This is a genomic window from Flavobacterium sp. B330r, assembly GCF_056824325.1.
In genome coordinates, this window is the sequence record NZ_CP124860.1 from 3,046,124 (window position 1) to 3,068,014 (window position 21,891).

Here is a 21,891-nt window from a genome sequence, read left to right on the forward strand (position 1 = left end):
TTTATTTTAAATCAATTTTCAGTTGCATTTCATTTTTCATATGCAATAATGCTTCAGCATTTCCCATGGCATCATCAACGGGATTATGCGTATGTTCCGTTTTTCGAAGATGTTTCCATTGAGCGAAAGTATCATTTACTAAACCACAGTATAAATCACCTATTCTTCTTGATGAATATCCAAAAGGATTTCTATTCAAAAAATGATGAAAATACCAGCAAATGAACATCCAGTCAAAACCATTATTATCGCTAATAAATATTGGCCTTCCTTTTGAATTTTCTTTTATCCATTCTTCAAAATTTAGCATTACCTCTTTTGGATCATCAAATTCTAAAGTTGTTTCTCTGTTGAAACCTGAAATTGCTAAAGCTTGCGGATCAAACTTATCGGAAATAGGTTTTAATTTTCCATAAAAAGTTTTATCTAACTTTTCATTTACAAGCACAGCACCAAAGCATATCATGGAATAATCTCCAGGAATTGGTCCGTCTGATTCTATGTCTACAACTATATAACTCATTTAATTTTTGATTTGTTTTTCTAACAAACTTAAAATATTAAATAAAGAATAATAGCATTTTATGACAAATTATAAATTAAAAAACCTTCGCAAATCCCAAACCATATTGCTGTCCATTATAAAAGGGCAATATCATAGAAGTAGATTTATTTTCGGCTGATGATTTGAACAATTTTTTAGTGATATACGGATTAATCCAATAGGCAATTTTGGTACTCAAAATCCCGATTCCAGCTCCAGCAGCCACGTCTGTTAGCCAATGGCGGTTGTTGTAAATTCTGAAAAGGCCAGTTCCAGTTGCAACGGCGTAACCTGCAATTCCGTACCAAATTGATTTGTCTTTGTATTCTTGATATAAAAATTCGGCACCCATAAACGCAGTTGCAGTATGTCCGGAAGGGAAGGAGTTGTTTGAACTTCCGTCGGGCCTTTCTACATGTGAAATTGATTTTAAACCTAAAACCGTTGTAGCCATAATTGCATACGAAGTCACCAATATCACAGAGCGGTCACGCATATTGTTTTTGCCTTTTACGCCAAAAGCATTCAACGCATACACCGATGCAGCAGGCGCATACTGAGAAAAATCATCAATTGTAACTTTCTCGTCAATGTCTTCAGTAACTTCTTTTTTTATTTGCGAATTGAAGCTTAACAGCTGATCGCTTTCAAGTCCAATAACACCATACCCAATTAATACACTAGGAATAATCAATTGTTTATAATTGAATTTTAGCTGATGTGAAGTACTGTCAATTTTTGTAATCGAATCGTTTTGCTGCGCATTTACAGAAAATAATCCGAATAGAAATAGTAGGGAAATCGTTTTGTGGAACATTTTCTTAGTCGTTATATTGTACAAAATTAACGAATGTTCGACGCAGGTATTTTGGGCTTAATTGAACCTTAAGCGAACTTTAATTTGTTGGTTTTAAATGAGGTAATTGAATTAAGATTGGCTTATTTTTTATTATTCTGAGTGTCACCCTGAGCGAAGTCGAAGGGCTTTACAGTACAAAAGGTCTTCGACTTCGCTCAGACTGACAGACGTAATAAAATTGATACAAAGCCATTAAAAATCCTTTTAATCTGTGCAATTTGTGGCTTAAAAAAACTTTGCGACTTAGTGTCTTTGTGGCAAAAAAATCTAAACTTTCAACGAAAACCAAAATGTGCTTCCCAATCCTAAATTACTCTCGACCCCAACACTTCCGTTTTGGGCTTCAATAAATTCTTTGCTTATCGCTAAACCCAATCCTGTTCCAGATTTTTGACTTCCAGGAACTTGAAAATATTTATCGAAAACTTTGTCTTTATATCTTGCATCAATTCCTTTTCCGGTATCAATAACCTGAAAAAACATTTGATTATTTTCTTCTTTTAATTTAATAAGAATCGTGCTTTTTTCAGACGAATATCTAATGGCATTCGATAAATAATTAATTAAAACCCAGCCTGTTTTTTCAGCATCTGCTTTTACGTTTTTGAGATTTTCATTGGCATCAACAACTAACAGAATCTGTTTTTGATCTGCCTGAACTTTTACAGCTTCTACGGCATATTTCACAATTTCCTGTGGATTGCTTTTTCCAATATTTAGCTGAATATTTCCAGTTTCCAATTGCGATAAATTCAGTAATTCCCCTGTAATTTTCAATAAACGCTGACTATCATCTTTTATACTTTCAACCAATTGTTTTTGGTCGTCGTTCATATTGCCCGTTTTAGCATTTTCAAGCAATTGAAGACTTAATTTTATAGAAGCAATTGGTGTTTTTAATTCGTGCGAAACGGTCGCAATAAAATTCGTTTTAGCAAAATCCAATTCTTTAAAAAGCGTAATATTTCGAAGAATAATGACATCGCCAATATTAATTTCTTTTTCTTCGCCAGTTGGCGTTATTGTTATATTGTGAATTTCTTTTTCGAAATAACTTTCTTTTCCGTGAGCAAAAATTTTGAGAGGCTGTTTTTTCGGAGTTTCACTTTCTTTTAGAATCAAAGAACGAATTAAATCATTAGAAACAGCTAATTCAGATGCGGGTTTTCCAATTATATCTTCCGATTTTAGACCAATAATTTTCAGTGCTTCATCATTCACAAACAAAACAATTCCTTCGTTATCCAAACCAATAATTGGATCATTCATATTATTGATAAGCGTTTCCAGCCGTTTCTTTTCAAAAAGAAGTTTGTAAACATTGCTGTCATGATATTCTTCCAGCTTTTGCGCCATCGTATTAAACGATTTGGCTAGATCTCCAAATTCGCTGTGACTTGTAAAATGAACACGTTCTGAATAGTTTTTATTGGCAATTTCCTTAATACTCTGCGTTAATTCTCTAATCGGATTGGCAATATTATTAGGCAGATTAACCAATAGATTAAAAGCAATCAGAAAGCATAAAGTTCCCACAATGGCAATCGACAAATTAGCCGTTTCAGCCGAGTGTTTGGCGATATCGCTTTTCTGTTTTATGGCGTCCAGATTCAGTTTCATAATCGTAAAAATGTCTTGGCGGATCTGCACTTTTACAGCTTCATCTGCATTGTTTTTGTCTAAAAGGGCAAAACTAGCTTTCAGCTTTTCAGTAGCTTGTTTTTCGCCTGGTTCTGTAATATTTTGAGTCTGCTTTTCAAGATTTTCCTCAAAACTCTGAATTGTTTCTTTTGAATCCGACTTTATTCCGTCCAAGGCAAAAATCATATTTCGGGAATATTCCAAAGTATTATAATTGGATTTCAGAATATTCTCGGTGTCTTGCTTAATCAAAAAAACAGAATAAGCACTCACTAACGAGAGAATGATAATCATTAAAAATAACAATCCAACACCCAGATTCAATTTGGTTTTAATTCTCATTTTATAAAACATTTAATTTTTTTTGAACCATATAAGTTATATAAGTTCATTTAAAAACTGTGCTTAAAATTTAACCGCAAAGAGCGCTAAGGTTTCGCAAAGCACGCAAAGGTTAGATTAAAAGCTTTGCGTCTTTGCGAGCAAAATAATTCTAGCGAACTTTGCGTAAAAACCTTGCGAACTTTGCGGTTAAACTTCAACGCCCCGAATTTAAATGAACTTATATAACTTATATGGTTTAAAAACTTTTAAGACAGAATAACAAGATCAACATTTGATAAAGACAGCTTGTTTAGCAAACGTCTGAAAATTGTTGTAGACAAAATTACTTTAAATAAATTCAAATGCGGTTTTCCGATGCACACAGTTGTAATTTGTTTTTCTTCTACGGTTGTCAAAATTGCATTGGCAATATTCGAATTTTCGAGTTTAATAACTTCGGCTCCTAGTTGCACGGCAAGTTTAAAGTTATTAATTAAATGTCTTTGTTTATCAAGTGCAATTCTTGTACTGCTTTCCTGCGGAGTTTCGACATACAAAACATACCAGCTTCCGTTATAATAGCTTGCCAATCGAGCTGCTTTTCTGATCACAATTTTAGCCGTTTTATCATTACTGCTAATGCAGGCCAACAATTTTTCATGTCGTAAAGCATGCAGATTCGGTACTTCGCTTTCTACTTTTCGAACCACTTGACTTGCTACTTCTTTCAATGCCAATTCGCGTAATTGCAGAATTTGTTCCGATTTAAAAAAGTTCGCTAAAGCAGTCGGAATTTTATCTGCCGTATAAATTTTACCTTCCTTTAAACGTGCAATCAAATCTTCCGAAGTCAAATCGATATTCACGACCTCATCGGCCAGACGCAAAACATTATCAGGAATTCGTTCCTGAACATCAATATTCGTAATTCGTTTTACGTCTTCGTTTAAACTCTCAATATGCTGAATATTAACAGCTGAAATTACATTTATTCCAGCTTCCAGAATTTCTAAAACATCCTGCCAGCGTTTTTCGTTTTTGCTTCCTTCAACGTTTGTATGTGCCAATTCATCAACAATAACTACTTCTGGTCTAAGGTTGATGATAGCCTGAACGTCGAGTTCTTCGAGTTCTTTTCCTTTATAAAAAATAGTCCGCCTCGGAATAATCGGAAGACCGGCAAGTAATTCATGCGTTTCCTTCCGCATGTGTGTTTCAATGTAGCCAATTTTTACATCGATTCCGTTTTTCAATAACGAATGCGCTTCCTGAAGCATACGAAAAGTTTTGCCCACACCGGCGCTCATTCCAATGTAGATTTTAAACTTTCCTTTTCGTGATTTCTGAATTAAATCGAGAAAGTGCTGTGCGTTATTATTTTCGTTTTCCATATTTTATGAGATAAGATGTTATCTGTAAAATGTAAAATGTCCTGCGTAATGTTTAGTACATCTTACATTTTACAAAAAACATTTCACTAGACTAAAATGAAATCGCCAGCGAAGTCGTTACAAACGTATTCGTATCCGTTGAGAGATTGTCTTTATTTGTGAAGATTTCGTCTTTACTTGAAAGATTTCTGGCTTCAATTCTAAACATAACATTATCAGTAACTAAGTAATCAAAGTTAGCTGAAAATCCGTAAGTTTTAAACCCGTTTGGTGTTTCAGTTGCGATAATTACACCTTTTTCATCACTATAATATTCACCTCGCACGGCAAGCTGAATCTTATCAATTGGTTTGTATTGCAGAATCAAAACGGGCGAAAACCAAGTATCATATTTGTTACTATTTTTAGCCGATTGCTGTGATCCAATATCAAAACCAGCTGTAATATTTGTCTTTTCCGTTACTTTAAATTGTCCGTAAAAGTTGTTGAAATAACGCCATTTTTTATCAATATCTGGTTGCTCATTTCCAACATAAGTACTCCAGTTTAAAACAACTTTATCAGATGGTTTGTAAGTAATTTGAGTTCCAAAAGCAGGTGTTTGATTGCCTTCTACTTTTTCAATTCTTTGCCAGCCATTCAAGTACATACCCGCCAAATACCATTCTCCTGATTCAGAGGTATAACCAATTTTGACTCCTGCTTCATAATAAGGCGAATTCTCAGCCAGAATACTTCTTGATAAAGTTTGACAGTCTTTTCCAATGGCACTTTCAAAACCAATGTGAGCTGGCATAATCCCTGCATCAATCCATAAATTATGGCTTTTCGAAATTTTCACACCCACATTTACCTCGTAAACATTTTTCAACAAACCTTGTTCAGCAGACATATTATATTCGGCATAAGTTCCCGCCATTAAGGCAAAATTTCCCCGAACATTTTCTTTGGTATAATTTACTTTTGCAAGACCTAAATTGATGTTTACTTCATTACTTTTATTAAAGTTATAAAAAAAGCTTGGCCGAGTATGATTTTCAGGTTTTCCAAAATCATAGCTGTAATAGGTTTCTACATATCCCGAAAACGTCAGCGGACTTTTTGATTCTTCTTGTGCATGTAAATTGCTATAACCAAAAGCGATTAGAGCAGTAAGTATTATTTTTTTCATTTTTGTGGTATTCTATTATTTATTAGTAGATTTTTTAGGAGCTAATCCCGCTATCCGTTTCAATCTTTTCCTGGCTAAAGAAGCCAGAAAAAGGATTTCCACTACTATCGGGGCTAGGGCATTTGGGGTAAAAAAGGCATTTTTGTATTATAATATTTTCATATCCTAACAGGTTTCCAAAACCTGTTAGGTATTATTGTAAGTTTAGTTTTTTAGATTCCAATTCTCGCCATTTTTTGTTATCCTGAGGAACGAAGGATCACACAAGGAGCTCGACAAAGATTGGCGATTATAGGGACGGAGTTTCGAGTGTGATCCTTCGTTCCTCAGGATGACAAACTGTGTGGTTACTCTGTTTATAATATCTAATAGGTTTTGGAAACCTGTTAGGATAAAAACCTTAGAACCTTAGCGACTCAGAACCTCAGAACCTTGTTTTAGCGAAGCTGATCCAGCGCAACATTCAATTCCAAAACATTAACCGTTTCAGGACCAACAACAGCTGAATTAATTTTAGATTCCACCACAGATTTCACTTTAGTTTCATCCAGTTTTCTTTCTTTAGCAATTCGTTTTACCTGAATCAAAGCGCCTTGTGGAGAAATATTTGGATCTAAACCGCTTCCTGAAGCCGTAACCATATCAGCCGGAATTTCAGACTTTTTCAAGTAAGGATGAACCAGTAAAAGCGTGTCAATTCTTTTTTGAACCAAAGCCAGATATTCAGCGTTGCTTGGGCCTTTGTTGCTTCCGGCACTTCCGGCAGCATTATAATCAACAGCCGAAGGTCTTCCCCAGAAATAATTCGACTTATCGAATTTCTGACCAATTTTTTGGTAACCAACCACTTTTCCGTTAACCGAAATCGTTTCTCCTTTTCCTTGATTTGGAGCAATTTGTGCGATTCCGTAAATCGCAAGAGGATAAATAACCGCAAATAAAATCAAAGTAAATACGGTAAGTTTTATTATAGAAAATAGATTTTTCATTTTTTTGAGATTCTAAGGGACTAAGTTGCTAAGGTTCTAAGTTTTTTTTCAGAAGCTTAGCAAATCGAAGTCATGTTTTTAATTTAAGTTTTTAAAGATTCCTGTATTTGCAATTCTAAGAGAAAACCTTAGTCCCTTAGAATCTTAGCATCTTAGAACCTTACATGAATAGAGCTACTAGTAAATCAATAACTTTAATTCCGATAAAAGGAACAATCAATCCGCCAAGACCATAAATCAAAAGGTTTCTTTTTAAGATGGCACTAGCTCCAATTGGTCGATAATCAACACCTTTCAGCGCAAGCGGAATCAAAATTGGAATAATAACCGCGTTGAAAATTACAGCCGATAAAATCGCGGTTTCCGGACTGTGCAAATGCATGATATTTAAACCTTGTAACGCAGGAATCGCAGTAATAAAAAGAGCAGGAACAATAGCAAAATATTTCGCAACGTCATTTGCAATAGAAAAAGTAGTTAAAGTACCTCGAGTCATTAAAAGCTGTTTTCCAATTTCAACGATCTCAATTAGTTTCGTTGGGTCACTGTCAAGATCGACCATGTTTCCGGCTTCTTTTGCAGCTTGAGTTCCGCTGTTCATAGCAACACCAACATTGGCTTGAGCAAGGGCAGGAGCATCATTTGTTCCGTCCCCCATCATGGCTACTAGTCGTCCTTCGGCTTGTTCTTTTCTAATGTAATTCATTTTATCCTCAGGTTTAGCTTCGGCAATAAAATCATCAACACCAGCAGCTTCGGCAATAAATTTAGCCGTAAGCGGATTATCACCCGTAACCATAACCGTTTTGATTCCCATTCTGCGTAAGCGCTCAAAACGTTCTTTCATTCCGGTTTTGATAATATCCTGAAGTTCGATTACACCTTGAACTTCATTGTTTTTGATTACTACTAATGGAGTTCCTCCGTTCGATGAAATCGTGATAACTTGTTGTGCAGTATCTTCAGGAAAAGAATTTCCGGCTTGCTGCGCAATGTTTTTTGCAGCGTCTTGTGCGCCTTTTCGAATATTAGTCCCGTCTTTTAATACGACTCCAGAAGTTCTGGTTTCAGCAGTAAATTTTATACTGTGTGAGATGTTTTCTGTAAGAAGTGAAATGTCTGACTGCATTTTACTATTCACATCTAACATTTTACCGAGCTCGAGAATACTTTTCCCTTCTGGAGTATCATCTGCAAGCGAACTCAAAACCGCCGATTTAACGAAATCATCAAAAGAAATTCCTTTTGTGGGATAAAAATTGGTTGCTTTTCTGTTTCCAATGGTAATGGTTCCGGTTTTATCCAAAAGCAATACATCAATATCTCCCGCAGTTTCAACCGCTTTACCAGATTTTGTAATTACGTTAGCGCGCAACGCTCTGTCCATTCCCGCAATACCAATCGCAGAAAGTAAACCTCCAATTGTAGTTGGAATTAAACAAACAAACAAAGCAATGAAAGCCGCAATCGTGATGGGTGCGTTGGCATAGTCGGCAAACGGTTTTAGCGTAACGCACACAATCACGAAGATTAAAGTAAATGCGGCTAATAAAATGGTTAAGGCGATTTCGTTTGGTGTTTTCTGACGGCTTGCACCTTCAACCAAAGCAATCATTTTATCTAAAAAGCTTTCGCCGGGTTCAGAAGTAACTTTTACTTTAATTTTATCAGATAAAACTTTTGTCCCTCCAGTAACCGAAGATTTATCTCCGCCAGCTTCCCGAATAACAGGAGCACTTTCTCCAGTAATGGCACTTTCGTCGATTGTAGCCAAACCTTCGATAATTTCTCCATCGGCAGCAATTAAATCGCCAGCTTCACAAACGAAAATATCGTCTTTTTTTAATGCCGAAGAACTAATGTTTCTAATTTCTCCGTTAGGTAAAATTTGTTTTGCAGGAGTTTCTTCTCTTGTTTTTCTTAAACTGTCGGCTTGTGCTTTTCCTCTTGCTTCGGCAATTGCCTCGGCGAAATTGGCAAATAAAAGCGTTGCCAGTAAAATTAAAAATACAATTAGGTTATAAGTAAAACTTCCCTGATCATTTGCACCCATTAATATTGAAATGCAGACAGCAAACATAATGGCTGTTCCAATTTCTACGGTAAACATTACCGGATTTTTGATCATCATTTTTGGATTAAGCTTCACAAAAGACTGCGCTAAGGCTTCTTTTACCTGTTTACTTTCAAACAATGATGTGGATTTATTAGTTGTCATTTTTTATATTATTTTAAAGTAAAGAATTCTGCCAATGGACCTAAAGCCAATGCTGGGAAGAATGATAAAGCAGCGATAATTGCGATTACGGCAAAAGTCATGATTCCGAAAATTGAGGTGTCGGTTTTTAAAGTTCCTGCACTCTCTGGAATGTATTTTTTACCTGCCAGTAAACCTGCAATTGCCAATGGACCAATTATTGGAATAAAACGGCTTAACAGTAATACAATTCCTGTAGTGATATTCCAGAACGGATTATTATCTCCCAATCCTTCAAAACCAGAACCATTATTGGCAGCACTTGAAGTATATTCGTATAACATTTCTGAGAATCCGTGATTGCCAGAATTGTTTAACCAGCCTGTTGCATTGCCGCTAAACCAATAACCCATTGCAGTATCATGCGCAGCAAAATAAGAGGCTAAAGCAGTTCCGGCTAATATTAATAAAGGGTGAAGAATAGCGATAAAAGCAGCAATTTTAACCTCCCGCGCTTCGATTTTCTTTCCTAAAAATTCGGGAGTTCGGCCAACCATTAATCCGGAGATAAATACAGCCAGAATAATGAAAACATAGTAGTTTAGAATACCAACACCGCATCCGCCGTAAAAAGCATTTACCATCATAGATAATAGTTGCATCGCACCAGAAATAGGCATAGAACTATCGTGCATACTGTTTACAGAACCTGTAGAAATTACCGTTGTAGCAATACTCCAGAAACCTGAAATTGCCGGACCAAACCGAACTTCTTTTCCTTCCATCGCTCCGGTTGCCTGTGCAATTCCCATTTTTTCGATAGCAGGATTTCCGTTGATTTCACTCATAACTGTTGGAACAACCAAGAGTAAGAAACCAACCGTCATTACACCAAAAATAATATTCGCTAATTTTCTTTTGTTTAGGAAAAATCCAAGAGCAAAAATCATCGCAAACGGAATAATCATCTGCGCCCAAAGTTCAACTTGGTTAGTAAAATAAGTTGGATTTTCTAATGGATGAGCTGAATTGGCTCCAAAAAAACCACCACCGTTTGTACCAATATGTTTAATAGCAATAAAAGCTGCAGCGGGTCCGCGAGAAACTTCTACATGATCGCCTTGAAGCGTTGTAATAGCATCTTTACCTTCAAATGTCATAGGAGTACCGCTGAAAACTAATGCGATAGCTACAATTGCAGAAAGGGGTAATAAAATACGAGTACAGCTTTTAATGAAATAATTATAAAAATTACCCAATTGTTCTGTCGTTCTTTCTTTCATTGCTGTAAAAATCATAGCGGCAGCAGCCATTCCGATACCGGCAGAAACAAATTGAAGAAACATTAAGACGATTTGTGAAAGGTAAGAAACCCCGCTTTCGCCTGAATAATGCTGTAAGTTACAATTGACTAAAAATGAAATAGCAGTGTTAAATGCCAAATCAGGCGTCATAGAAGGGTTGTTATCCGGATTAAGGGGCAAAGAACCCTGAAATAATAAGATAAAAAAGCAAAGAAAGAACCAAACCATATTGATACTTAAAAGTGCTTTTAAGTGTTGTTTCCAGTTCATTTCTTCAGCCGAATTAATACCGCTGATTTTAAAAATAAATTTTTCAATTGGATTGAAAATCGGATCAAGAAGTGTTTTATCTCCTAAATAAACTTTAGCAATATATTTTCCTAAAGGAATAGCTAAAACAATGGTGAGGAGAAAAATACCAATGACGCCTAATAATTCTGTGTTCATAATTTTTATATTTTTTAGTGAAAAATGAGAGATGATTTTGTAAAAAGGGTTGATGAATAAAATTTACGTTTACATGTCACATTCAGGATTTCACTTTTTTACATGATTTAAAATTTTTCGGGTTTGATTAATACATATACCAAATACACGAAAACAGCGATTGAAATAATAAATAGTGCGGTCATGATTTAGATTTTTTCAAAAAATTCGACTGACATAAAACAAATTGCAAATAGCACCACGGCCAATGCGAGTAAAAGAAATGTGATCATAGGAGATTATTTTGGATTTTAGATTTAAGATTGTAGACTTTAGATTAAACAGTTAACCGTTTAAACGATTAAACACCAGAGGCATTAACCTGCTTGATATATTCCGCTTTAAGTGTTTGCGGAAACAGGTGCGAAATATTGCAGTGACGCACTTCCATAAAAGAAGAAACCGAAAAAACATACACATTAGAAATGGCATTTTTAGTTTCGATGCTTCCGGTTATAAACAAACGTTCGGCAAGAGCCAGACATTTCTTTGCTCTCACGATATTGCCGGAAATAATCGATTTTTTGGTGATTTCGGCAAAGCGTTCAGCTTGTTTGTAGATTGAGGTAACTTGAGTTTTCATTTGGAATGAATTTTAATGTTCTCCCTCCTTATGCCAAAATATGTTCCGAAAAAGTTGAGGTACAGCTAAAGTGCTGTCAATAAAAGGAATGTAGTTTTATGCCAAAAATCAGGCATAAAAAAAGCCTATCAAAATGATAAGCTTTTATTGAAATGATAAGGTTTAATTAATTATTAATTGTGAATTGTGAATTGGAAAATGTAATCTCCGAATTTGATATTGTAATTGAATTCTGCAATTGTTATTGAATTTGATATTCTTCCAGTTTTCTATACAAAGTCGCAATCCCAATTTCTAATAATCGAGCCGTTTCTGCTTTATTCCCTTTAGTATAATTTAAAACCTTTTGGATATGCAGTTTTTCAACACTCTGCATAGAGAAAGCCGACATTGATTTTGTGCTTTTCTCCGCTTGATGCTGCATCTCGTATGGAAGAACATCAGAAGTTAAAGTATCGCCATTACTCAAAATAACCGATCTTTCGATAATGTTTTTAAGTTCGCGGATATTTCCTGGCCAGGAATAGTTTTCTAATTTCTGCAGAAAATCATCTGAAACTTGTAATGTTTTTTTATTCGTTTTTTCAGAAAACTGTTTAACGAAATAATGAGTCAATACTGATATATCTTTAATTCTTTCTCGTAAAGAAGGTAGTTTTATTTCGAAGATATTTAAACGGAAATACAAATCAGAACGGAAGCGATGCTCATCACTTTCTGTTTTTAAATCTCTATTTGTAGCTGCAATTAATCTAAAGTTTGATTTTTTTGGAGTGGTATCGCCAACTGGAATATATTCGGAAGTTTCTAAAACACGCAACAATTTGGCTTGAAGATCAATTGGCATTTCACCAATTTCATCCAGAAATAAAGTACCGCCGTTTGCTTCTTCAATAAAACCTTTTTTATCTTTTACAGCTCCCGTAAAAGCGCCTTGTTTATGACCAAAAAGTTCGCTTTCTAAAATTTCTTTGGTGAAAGTACTGCAGTTTAATGCCACAAAAGATTTCCCAACACGATTACTATTTTCGTGAATGGCCTGTGCAAAAACTTCTTTTCCGGTTCCGGTTTCACCGGTAAGTAAAACAGTTGAATCTGTTTTGGCTACTTTTTGAGCCAGATCAATAACCTGTTCAATTCCTTTTGATTTTCCAATAATGGTATTAAAAGAATATTTATCATTGATGCGTTTTTCGAGTTGCTGAACCTTTTTTTGCAAATGAACCTTTTCAACCGCTTTATAAAGAAGCGGAATAATTTTGTCGTTATCGTCGCCTTTTACGATATAATCAAAAGCACCATTTTTCATTGCCTGAACGCCATCTGGAATATTCCCAAAAGCAGTTAAAAGAATAACTTCTGTTAAAGGAAAACTTCCTTTTATGTTTTGAAGAAAGTCAACGCCATTTCCGTCAGGCAGTTTTACATCACATAAAACGACATCAATTTCGGTTTGTTCTAGTTTCTTAAAACCTGATTTTAAATCTTTGGCTTCAAAAACTTCAAATCCTTCCGATTTTATAATACGAACCAGCAGACTTCTCAGTTTTTCTTCGTCGTCTATAATTAAAATTTTGTGTGTCATTTGCAGAGATGCTAAATCAAATTTTGATATTTGATCTACAAAGTTAGGTTTAAAATCTGTTCACTTTTTTGAATCGACAGAAATTATTTTAAGCAGTAGAATCAGTTTTAAAATATTTTTTTTGAAAAAGAAATGTACTTTTAAGTCGAAAATGAATCCCTAAAATTTATGTCAAAACGAATTCTCATTATAATAGTTATTGTAATCTTCGGAAGCTTTAATAGTTTTTCAAAAGGAATTATCGAAAAAGATTCTTCAAAACCGAAAACAATTTCATTCAAAATAAAATTAAAATCGACAGATAAAATAAAAATTGCCGTTTCTCCATTAAAATATAACAAACATTTCGCATATAGTTTTACGCTTGACGATGGTTACAGATCGGCTTATTTAACGGCTTTTCCTTTATTGAATGGAGGAAAAGTCAGCAATTCATCAATTAACGAATGGAAAATTGATCAAGGTGGAGACGGAACAACTTCGGAAGGGCTTTTCTATTCGGACGGAATGGGAAATAAAATTCCGTTTAAATTGGCTTTAGCGATCAATGGAGGTTCAATTCGTTATTTACCTGAAAATCGCGGACATCTTTCTTGGTCTGAAATAAAAGAAATGTACAATGCAGGCTGGGATATTTTGAATCACGGTTTCCATCACGCAACAAAACACGGCACAAATTATTTGACAGAAGTAACCGAAAATACCACTTCAATAAAGCAAAATCTTGATTTTACGATGTCGCATTTTGTGGTTCCGGGCGGAGAAGGTGACCCCGATTATCATTTGGAATACGAAAAAGAAGCACTAGCAAACGGATTTCTTTCTGTTGCTTCTTATAAAGGTACAGGTCCAGTTTATAAAGTAAATTCTAAAGTTGATTTAGATAAAATGATTTCTGCAAGAACTTTTGTATTGAGTTCAAAAGACACGACTAGTTTCAAAACAATGAATCGTTATTTAAAAAACATAGATTCAATTGTAAAACATCCAGAACCTGTTTGGTTTAACGATTTCACACACGGAACAGGAAATACAAATCTGTGGAACCTAAGCATGCGTTTTCCCGATTTTAAATATTATATGACAGCGCTTGCGAATAAATATGGTACAAAAGGAAACGATTCAATCTGGATGGCGCCGTGGCAGGAAGTTTACGAATACATTTGGTTAAGAGACAGAATTAAAGTCGATTTTCAGCAGAAAAATAAAGAAGTAATAGTTACAATTAAACTTCCGGAAATTCCAGGAACTTTTAGGAATCGTGATATTTCTTTAGTAATAGATACTTCTTCAAAATTTGAAATCGAATCCAAAAAAGATTTGAAAATTAAAGATGACGGAAAATCAACTCATAAACAGATTTTCATTCAATTGAAATAAAAATGTTTCATAAAAATTTAAACACATAGAAACATAGTTTTTTGGAATGTAGAAAAGGCGTTTCACTTGCATAAATTCACATAGCTAGCTATGTGTTAGAAACTAGTTTCTTTCGATTTTCTTTATGAGTAAAAGAAAAAAACTATGTTTCTATGTGTTTAAAAATTATTCTCAACGAAAAACTTCTAATCAATCTCTTTCTCGTTGTCCTTTATAAAAGTATCAATATTCATTAAATACGGATCAATCACAATTCGCTGAGGTTTTGTTTTGAGTTTTAATTTCCCTTCAATTTTATTGTTTTTGATGGCAAAAGGATAAAGAAATAATTTTCCGTTTTCATCATAAATCCCAATATCTATTGAAGCATCGTTTGGAATTTGTTTTCGTTCTCCGGTTGCATTTTCTCTGAATTTTTCAGAATCAGCTTTAAAAGAAACTTCATAAAAGCCATTTTTTTGAATACTTGAAACAGATTCTATTTTTGACGAATAGGTAATAATCTGCTTAAACATTTCATCTAATTTAGGATGCAGTTTTTGATTCGTTACCTCATAAATTTCTTTTAATAAAGCCTCAGAATCAGGAAACGGATTTGGATATTTATAATGATTCAGGAAATTTTTCAAAGCCAGATTTACTTTTTCTTCACCAATTAAAACCCGAAGCTGATGCATTACCAACATTCCTTTATCATAAGGTAAATGTGGTGTATCGTAATTCGTTTTATACAAAGGCGTTTCAGGATCATAACTTCGACTACTCAAATATAAATCCAGATGAATTTTTAAAGTTTCGAGCGCTTTTTCCAAGCCATGTTCTTTTTCATACAACATGAGTTCGGTGTATTGCGCCAGAGTTTCAGTCAAAATCCAGCTTCCTTCTTTTTGTTCCGGGCTTATTTGTGAATTTCCCCACCACTCATGCGATAATTCATGAGCCGTTAATTGATTAATTACATCTTCTTTATCCTTATTGTTGAGGTTACTGTAAAATCCGAAATTCTCTTTCATAAAAACCGTCGACGGATAAGAAGTCGCAGCAAATCCATCGGCGAAAGCTGAAACTTCGGCATAACGAATTGTTTTGTATGGATATTTACCAAAATTATTCTGGCAGTAATCTAAAGTATTTTTTACATCCTGAATTAGTTTTTTGATATTTCTCGAATGTCTTTTATCATAATAAACTTCAATCGAAATGCCTTTATAATTCGTTTTTTTAATTTCATATTCAGCAGAAGAAAAAGCAAATCGAAACGGAATCTTACCGTTAGATTTATAATGAAAATAATTACGGTTGTCTTTTCTCCAATTCCCAATTAAATCTCCAACGCCAATCGCCGTCTGATTTTTAGAAGTTGAAACTACAGCATCATAATCAATAAAATCATATTTAATTTCCGACTTGTCTTCCAGCTTTTTAAGAGGCGTCTGCGGTTTCAAATGTCTTTTTACCCGTTCTTTTTTACTGCTGATTTCATTCGATTCCTGATAACCGAAAAGTGGAAAGTAACGGCTTATCCGCATAAATGACCCATTTTCGATTATAGAATTAAAGGCAGTATGTCCTTTAAATGGTGACCACGAAGACTCAAAAGAAAAATTCATTTTCATTTTCTGCTTTGGTTGCAAAGGTTTTTCCAATCGATACCAATAATGATGAAATGCCGAAATATCATTTAGGTTTTTCGAATTCGGAATTTCAACAGAAGTCAACTTTGAATTTCGATCTATATATAGGAGTAAACTATCAATAGGTTTTTCAGTATTATTGATCAATTCATAAGTGCCTTCTACTTCATAGCGATTTTCCTCAGGAAATAAATCAACTTTACTTTTTACAGAAACAATCGTAGGCTGAGCAAGATTGGTATATTTTTTAAATTGAGTTTCATATTTTTCGCTCCAGTTGTTTTGATCTTCTTCGGTCAAATACGGATATTCGATATTGGTTTTGTAAAAAAGATAACTCCCAAAACCAATAAAAAGAATAATTCCTAAAGAGAAAGTTACTTTCTGAATGCCATTAAATGAATTTCTTCGAAAGGTTTTTGCAACTGAAGCATTTCTTTTCCATAAAATTCCAGTCAAAGTAAGAAGCAGTAAAGCCAATCCGAAATTGTACAGCATCGAAATATGAAACGGAAAAGTGTATTTTCCGAAACCATTTAAATCAAAATATTCTCTTTTAAAAGCATTTCCAAACCGCAGTAAAGGATGCGAAATTCCCAATTGTTCTCCAATTCCTGTACAAAACAAAATGCAGACAAAAGCAGCAACCGAAAGTCCGATGTATTTATTTTTAATAAAAGTCTGAATTGAGATTATCAAAATCGAAATCAGCAGCAACGGAAATCCGAGATAATAAAACAAGGAAAGATAAAGACCCATTTCGATTGGAGCATTGGCATTCGCAATCTGAAAAGCGCATCCAATCAAAATACTAATGCTGATAATGAGTAACGGAATGATAAAAAGTGCCGTCAGTTTGGCCAATAAAACCACAAACTGAGAATATGGTGCGGTATTTTCGAGCATTTCAAATCTCGAATTTTCACTTCGGTTTAATAATTCACTGCTGTAAAAAAGCAGAATCAAGATCAGAATAAAAGGCAGACGATCCATTATGGTGGAAATCATTAAAGCCGTATCCGTAATTTTTTCCGCTAATCGAATTCCCCCGTCAATTTCATCCGAAATTTCGATTGCCAACAATCCCGAAAATAAAAGAACAATCAATAAAAACGGAATTCCTTTTAAAACTAAAAAGATATCAAGCTTGATATTGCTTTTAAAAACAGCAAAATTATGTCTGAAAGTTTTGAACTCGATGTTTTTTGGAATTTTCGAAGAAAAGATTTTTTCTTCTTTTGAAATGACTTTAGGTGTTTTTATCTTTTTAGTTTTTGTTTTTCGGAAGGAAAATAATCGATACGAAACAAAAAGTAAAAGCAGTGAAACCGAAATCCACAACAATCGATTAAATAAAAAGTTCCCCGAAAGCGAAACCAGTTCGGTATTTTTTTCAATCGAAGTCCAATATCTCGTTTGTTCTAAAAAAGCCGCCAAACCAAACGGATCTATTTTTGCTGCCAAAGACATGGCTTTCGCCGAAGATGGAGAAGCATTTGCAAAGATGGGCGAATTAGAAAAAATAGAACCCGCTATATATAAAATGTAAATTAATAGTCCCCCAACATAAATGAAAAGTTTACTTCGCGTAAGCCAGGCCAAAGCCGTCAATATAGAAAGACACAGGAAAATATTCGGAATCACAATTACAAAATACGGCCAGAGATAATTTATAATTTCAAAAGGACCAATCTCGTTTTTTGAAAGCCATGACATTTGATGTCCAACGATTATTCCAACGATAAACATTCCAAAAGAAACTACGGCGATTATAAATGCTGTAATAAATTTTGGAGCTAAATAATGAAACTTAGAAATAGGAGAGGAGAAAATAATCGAATCGAATTTCGTTTCATATTCTTTTAAAAAACTCTGCGCGACCTGAAGTGTAATCGAAAATATCGTCATTAGCGAAATCAGACCAATCGCATAAGTCAATACATACGGACTATTTTTGTAAGCGCCCGAAAAAGAAAAGTTCGCAAAAGCACTCACAAAAAATCCTAAAACCAAATAAATAATAAACGTGGCATAAAAAGTCCAGCTTCTGGTGTTGTTATGCCATTCAAATTGAATTAATTTAGAAAGCATAACACTAATTTTTAAGTTGATTTTGAGCTAAAACACTAAAATAAACATCGCTTAAATCTGGCGATATCAATTCGAACCCAGAATCTGGACGTTGATGGGAGAAAACATGAATATTGATTTTCCCTGAATTTAAGTTGGACGAAATGATATTAAAATTAGATTGATAGTCCTTAAGTTCTGTTTTCGGAATGGCTTTCATCCAGATTTTATCTTTTAAAGAATCGATTGCTTCGTTTGGTTTTCCTTCCAAAATCAATTTTCCGTTAGAGATAATGGCCATTTTTGGACATAAATCACGAACATCTTCCACAATATGAGTCGATAGAACTACAATAATGTTTTCGCCAATTTCGCTTAGCAAATTATTAAATCGGTTTCTTTCCTCCGGATCAAGTCCCGCAGTAGGTTCATCTACAATAATAATCTTCGGATTTCCTAATAAAGCCTGAGCAATTCCAAATCGCTGACGCATTCCGCCAGAAAAAGAATGAACCGCTTTGTCTTTGTGTTGTAATAAATTCGTCTGCTGTAATAAATACAAAATTTGATCGTGACGTTCTTTTTTTTCGACGATTCCTTTTAAAACCGCCAAATGATCGAGCAGGCGATAAGCAGAAATTTTAGGATAAACGCCAAATTCCTGAGGCAGATAACCCAGATTTTGCCTGATAAACATTGGATTTTCCAGAATATTAATTCCGTTAAACTCAATACTTCCCGAAGTGGGTTCCTGCAAAGCGGTAATAGTCCGCATTAAAGTCGATTTTCCGGCGCCGTTTGGCCCGAGCAAACCAAACATTCCGTTTGTAATTTCAAGCGATAATTGGTCAATCGCTTTTGTGCCGTTCTCATACGTTTTGCTGAGATTTTGGATTGATAAACTGTTCATTTTTTGATTGATTTAGATGATTGAATTAAACTATGATTTGAAAAATTTAGGCAATAGAATACCTGTCGGCTTTAAAAACTGATTTATTAAGAGTGAAATAAGATTTAAAAGAAAGCTATTCTGCCACGTATTCTAAAATATCTCCGGGCTGGCAATCCAATATTTTACAAATAGCTTCGAGAGTATCAAACCGAATTCCTTTTGCTTTTCCAGTTTTTAGAATCGATAAATTAGCAGGCGTAATATCTAGTTTTTCTGCCAACTCTTTACTCTGCATCTTGCGTTTGGCAAGCATTACATCAACATTTACAATTATTGGCATAGTTATATAAATAAGTCTTGTTCGTTCTGAAGGTTTAAACCTTGTTTAAAAATGGCGGCTAAAAAGTAAGCGAAAACACCCAGCATTCCGTGTAATAATATAAAAAGCGAAACTTCATTATCCAGTGGCACAAAAAAGAAAGCTACAAATATTACAATACCCGGAATTAATAAATTGGATAAATAGAAACGCCTTAAATGAGAAATTCCGTTTTGCGTAAATAATTTAGGCTGAAAAAATACTTTAAAAACATTGCTGCTCAATAAAAAGAAAAGTCCATATAAACTCAGCGGAGCCAAAAAATCAAAAAGAATATACGGCAAGTTGTAATCACCTAACATTAAAGGATGAGAAGTAAAAGGATAACAAACCTGAAAATACTTTCCGTTGTCCTTAAAAGTCAAAAACAATCCCGTTACCAAAGTAAAAACAGAATATCCGGCCAAAAAGAAATAAATCACAGACAAAAATCGGGTAAAGTAAAATAATATTCTAGATACAATATGAGTTGTCTTCATATAATGAAAAGTTAGATTGATATTGCAAATGTATAATTAATTATCGTAAAACAATAATTAATTATTGGAAAAGAAACTTTTAGGTATTTTTAGAAATATTATAAATCTATTAACATTAGAAAACAAAAGGCATCCATATAAAAGGCTTAATTTTGCATATTAGCATTTTTTTATATGAAAAACCCAATTTCAGTCTCATTATTAGAGCTCGCTATCATCACTCAGGATAGTAATGCCACAGAAACATTTCAAAAAACAAAAGACATAGCGCAATTAGCAGATACTTTAGGATACAAGCGATTTTGGCTTGCAGAACATCACAATATGGCCCACGTTGCAAGTACGGCAACAGTGGTTTTAATTGGGTATGTAGCAAGTCAGACCAAAAATATCCGAGTAGGTTCTGGCGGCATCATGCTTCCAAATCATTCTCCTTTGGTAGTTGCAGAACAATTTGGAACCCTAGAAACTCTTTATCCAAACCGAATCGATTTAGGTTTAGGAAGAGCGCCGGGAACAGATCAGCCAACCGCCGAAGCAATTCGAAAAGACTTTTTTGAGCAGGCACAGCGTTTTCCGCAAAACGTAAGCAAACTTCAAGAGTACTTTTCAAGTGAAAATGCAACAGGAAAAGTGCGTGCATTTCCAGCCGAAGGTCTAAAAGTGCCAATCTGGATTTTAGGATCAAGCATGGACAGCGCGGCTTTGGCAGCAGCTTACGGATTGCCTTATGCTTTTGCTGGACACTTTGCGCCAAAACTGATGATTCAGGCATTTGAATTTTATAGAGAAAATTTCCAGCCTTCAGAATATTTAGATAAACCAAAAACAATGGCTTGTGTGAATATCATTGCAGCAGACACAAACGAAGAAGCAGAATTATTGTCTACAAGTTTGTATCAAATGTTCCTGAACCTAATTAGAAACGACCGCAAAGGCCTACAACCGCCAGTTCCGTCATTAGACGACATCATGAACGAGCAGGAACGTTTCCATGTCAATCAAATGACAGCCGGAACCTTCACAGGAAACAAAGAACAATTAATAACCGATTTGAAAAAGTTCATTGACTACGCCAGAATAGACGAACTAATGGTAACCAGCCCAATCTTCGATCATCAGGCAAAATTAAAAAGCATTCAAATCACCAAAGAAGCAATCGACAGCCTAAACGATAGTATACATATATAAGTATACTATACATAAGAGTAGATTTCATTCTCATAACCCGACAGGTTTCTAAAACCTGTCGGGTTTGTTTTTGTTATATATATAAGCAGAAAGTTCTACTATAATATATAAGAGTAAAACGGAGTAAATCTAAAATCAGCTTTTAAGATCTATTGTCAGGCTGAGCGAAGTCGAAGCCCTTTTAGCGGCAGTATTTGGAATTTGAGATTTTAAAAAATTGAACTTTGGAATTTATTAAGGAGCTTATCCCGCTATCCGCTCCAATCTTTTGTGCCGAACCCCGGCACAAAAGGATTTCCACTTCTATCGGGGCTAGGGCACCGGTTTCCAGAAGAAAAAAACAGAGAAGATGGATGGTCCCCGAAGAAAAACCAGTGCCAAAAAGAAACTTTGTGCCTCTGCGCCTTGGCGAGATTCGAAAAATACCCACAGAAAACCAAACTTTATATCTTAGTGCCTTTACGGCAAAATAAAGCAGAGTAGGACAAAATCGCCCGAAAACAGACATATCTATAAAACAGCCCAAAAAACTTTGGTTTGTAAAAAACGCATAACCAGTGACTTATAAAAAATATTGAAAATAGTTTGCAAAAAGCCTTGTTTAACTGGAAAAAGGTTCTACTTTTGCACCCGCAACAGCGAAGGCGTTCATCGAAATACTGGCAGGAAAGGAGAATCAGACGGAAAGAAATTTTCAAAAAAAAAGATTCGAAAAAGCTTGCGAGATTTGAAAATGCTTTCTACATTTGCACCCCGCAAAACACGGAAAGTTCATTGAGAGATTGGGAGGGA

Annotated in this window: 17 protein-coding genes; 2 read left to right on the forward strand and 15 right to left on the reverse strand. The window is 34.7% G+C overall.

Features of this window, described 5'->3' with window-relative positions; all coding sequences use genetic code 11:
- Position 1 precedes the first annotated feature (1 nt).
- The 11 genes from QLQ95_RS13645 to QLQ95_RS13695 form a co-directional block, all read right to left on the reverse strand.
- A complete protein-coding gene (locus tag QLQ95_RS13645; RefSeq protein ID WP_320492951.1) occupies positions 2 to 523 on the reverse strand; it encodes an exonuclease in 522 nt (173 codons plus the stop codon).
- A 76-nt stretch (positions 524 to 599) separates the two neighbouring features.
- Entirely contained in the window at positions 600 to 1,361 is a 762-nt protein-coding gene (locus tag QLQ95_RS13650; RefSeq protein ID WP_095928788.1) for a phosphatase PAP2 family protein, read from the reverse strand.
- 309 nt (positions 1,362 to 1,670) lie between these two features.
- Positions 1,671 to 3,386 (reverse strand): sensor histidine kinase, encoded by a 1,716-nt coding sequence (locus QLQ95_RS13655; protein ID WP_482500270.1) that lies wholly within the window; start codon positions 3,384 to 3,386, stop codon positions 1,671 to 1,673.
- 248 nt (positions 3,387 to 3,634) lie between these two features.
- Entirely contained in the window at positions 3,635 to 4,759 is a 1,125-nt protein-coding gene (locus QLQ95_RS13660; protein WP_482500271.1) for a sensor protein KdpD, read from the reverse strand.
- 91 nt (positions 4,760 to 4,850) lie between these two features.
- Positions 4,851 to 5,930: a porin gene (locus QLQ95_RS13665; protein WP_320492953.1), complete on the reverse strand. Its 1,080-nt coding sequence runs from the start codon at positions 5,928 to 5,930 to the stop codon at positions 4,851 to 4,853.
- 437 nt (positions 5,931 to 6,367) lie between these two features.
- The gene (locus QLQ95_RS13670) at positions 6,368 to 6,919 is read right to left on the reverse strand and encodes a K(+)-transporting ATPase subunit C (RefSeq protein WP_482500272.1); all 552 of its coding nucleotides are present in this window, start codon (positions 6,917 to 6,919) and stop codon (positions 6,368 to 6,370) included.
- Between the two features lie 160 nt (positions 6,920 to 7,079).
- Entirely contained in the window at positions 7,080 to 9,137 is a 2,058-nt protein-coding gene (gene kdpB / locus QLQ95_RS13675) for a potassium-transporting ATPase subunit KdpB (RefSeq protein WP_482500273.1), read from the reverse strand.
- Between the two features lie 8 nt (positions 9,138 to 9,145).
- A complete protein-coding gene (kdpA, locus tag QLQ95_RS13680; RefSeq protein ID WP_482500274.1) occupies positions 9,146 to 10,867 on the reverse strand; it encodes a potassium-transporting ATPase subunit KdpA in 1,722 nt (573 codons plus the stop codon).
- 107 nt (positions 10,868 to 10,974) lie between these two features.
- Positions 10,975 to 11,052, reverse strand: a complete 78-nt coding sequence (kdpF, locus tag QLQ95_RS13685; RefSeq protein ID WP_081909388.1) for a K(+)-transporting ATPase subunit F — start codon at positions 11,050 to 11,052, stop codon at positions 10,975 to 10,977.
- A 155-nt stretch (positions 11,053 to 11,207) separates the two neighbouring features.
- Positions 11,208 to 11,489, reverse strand: coding sequence for a DUF7674 family protein (locus tag QLQ95_RS13690; protein ID WP_071636641.1), 282 nt, complete (start codon positions 11,487 to 11,489; stop codon positions 11,208 to 11,210).
- A 241-nt stretch (positions 11,490 to 11,730) separates the two neighbouring features.
- On the reverse strand, positions 11,731 to 13,074 hold the full coding sequence (locus QLQ95_RS13695) for a sigma-54-dependent transcriptional regulator (RefSeq protein ID WP_482500275.1): 1,344 nt from the start codon (positions 13,072 to 13,074) through the stop codon (positions 11,731 to 11,733).
- 168 nt (positions 13,075 to 13,242) lie between these two features.
- Between QLQ95_RS13695 and QLQ95_RS13700 the strand changes: the two genes are divergently transcribed.
- On the forward strand, positions 13,243 to 14,454 hold the full coding sequence (locus QLQ95_RS13700) for a polysaccharide deacetylase family protein (RefSeq protein ID WP_482500276.1): 1,212 nt from the start codon (positions 13,243 to 13,245) through the stop codon (positions 14,452 to 14,454).
- Positions 14,455 to 14,639: 185 nt separating this feature from the next.
- On the opposite strand, the gene QLQ95_RS13705 is transcribed toward QLQ95_RS13700, so the two are convergent.
- From QLQ95_RS13705 to QLQ95_RS13720, 4 genes are all read right to left on the reverse strand, one after another.
- Positions 14,640 to 18,179: an ABC transporter permease/M1 family aminopeptidase gene (locus QLQ95_RS13705; RefSeq protein ID WP_482500277.1), complete on the reverse strand. Its 3,540-nt coding sequence runs from the start codon at positions 18,177 to 18,179 to the stop codon at positions 14,640 to 14,642.
- 4 nt (positions 18,180 to 18,183) lie between these two features.
- Positions 18,184 to 19,068, reverse strand: coding sequence for an ABC transporter ATP-binding protein (locus QLQ95_RS13710; protein ID WP_095928800.1), 885 nt, complete (start codon positions 19,066 to 19,068; stop codon positions 18,184 to 18,186).
- Positions 19,069 to 19,183: 115 nt separating this feature from the next.
- Positions 19,184 to 19,390, reverse strand: coding sequence for a helix-turn-helix domain-containing protein (locus QLQ95_RS13715; protein WP_012024053.1), 207 nt, complete (start codon positions 19,388 to 19,390; stop codon positions 19,184 to 19,186).
- Positions 19,391 to 19,392: 2 nt separating this feature from the next.
- A complete protein-coding gene (locus tag QLQ95_RS13720; RefSeq protein WP_320492958.1) occupies positions 19,393 to 19,908 on the reverse strand; it encodes a DUF2975 domain-containing protein in 516 nt (171 codons plus the stop codon).
- 174 nt (positions 19,909 to 20,082) lie between these two features.
- Between QLQ95_RS13720 and QLQ95_RS13725 the strand changes: the two genes are divergently transcribed.
- Positions 20,083 to 21,099, forward strand: coding sequence for an LLM class flavin-dependent oxidoreductase (locus QLQ95_RS13725; RefSeq protein ID WP_320492959.1), 1,017 nt, complete (start codon positions 20,083 to 20,085; stop codon positions 21,097 to 21,099).
- Positions 21,100 to 21,891: the final 792 nt, after the last annotated feature.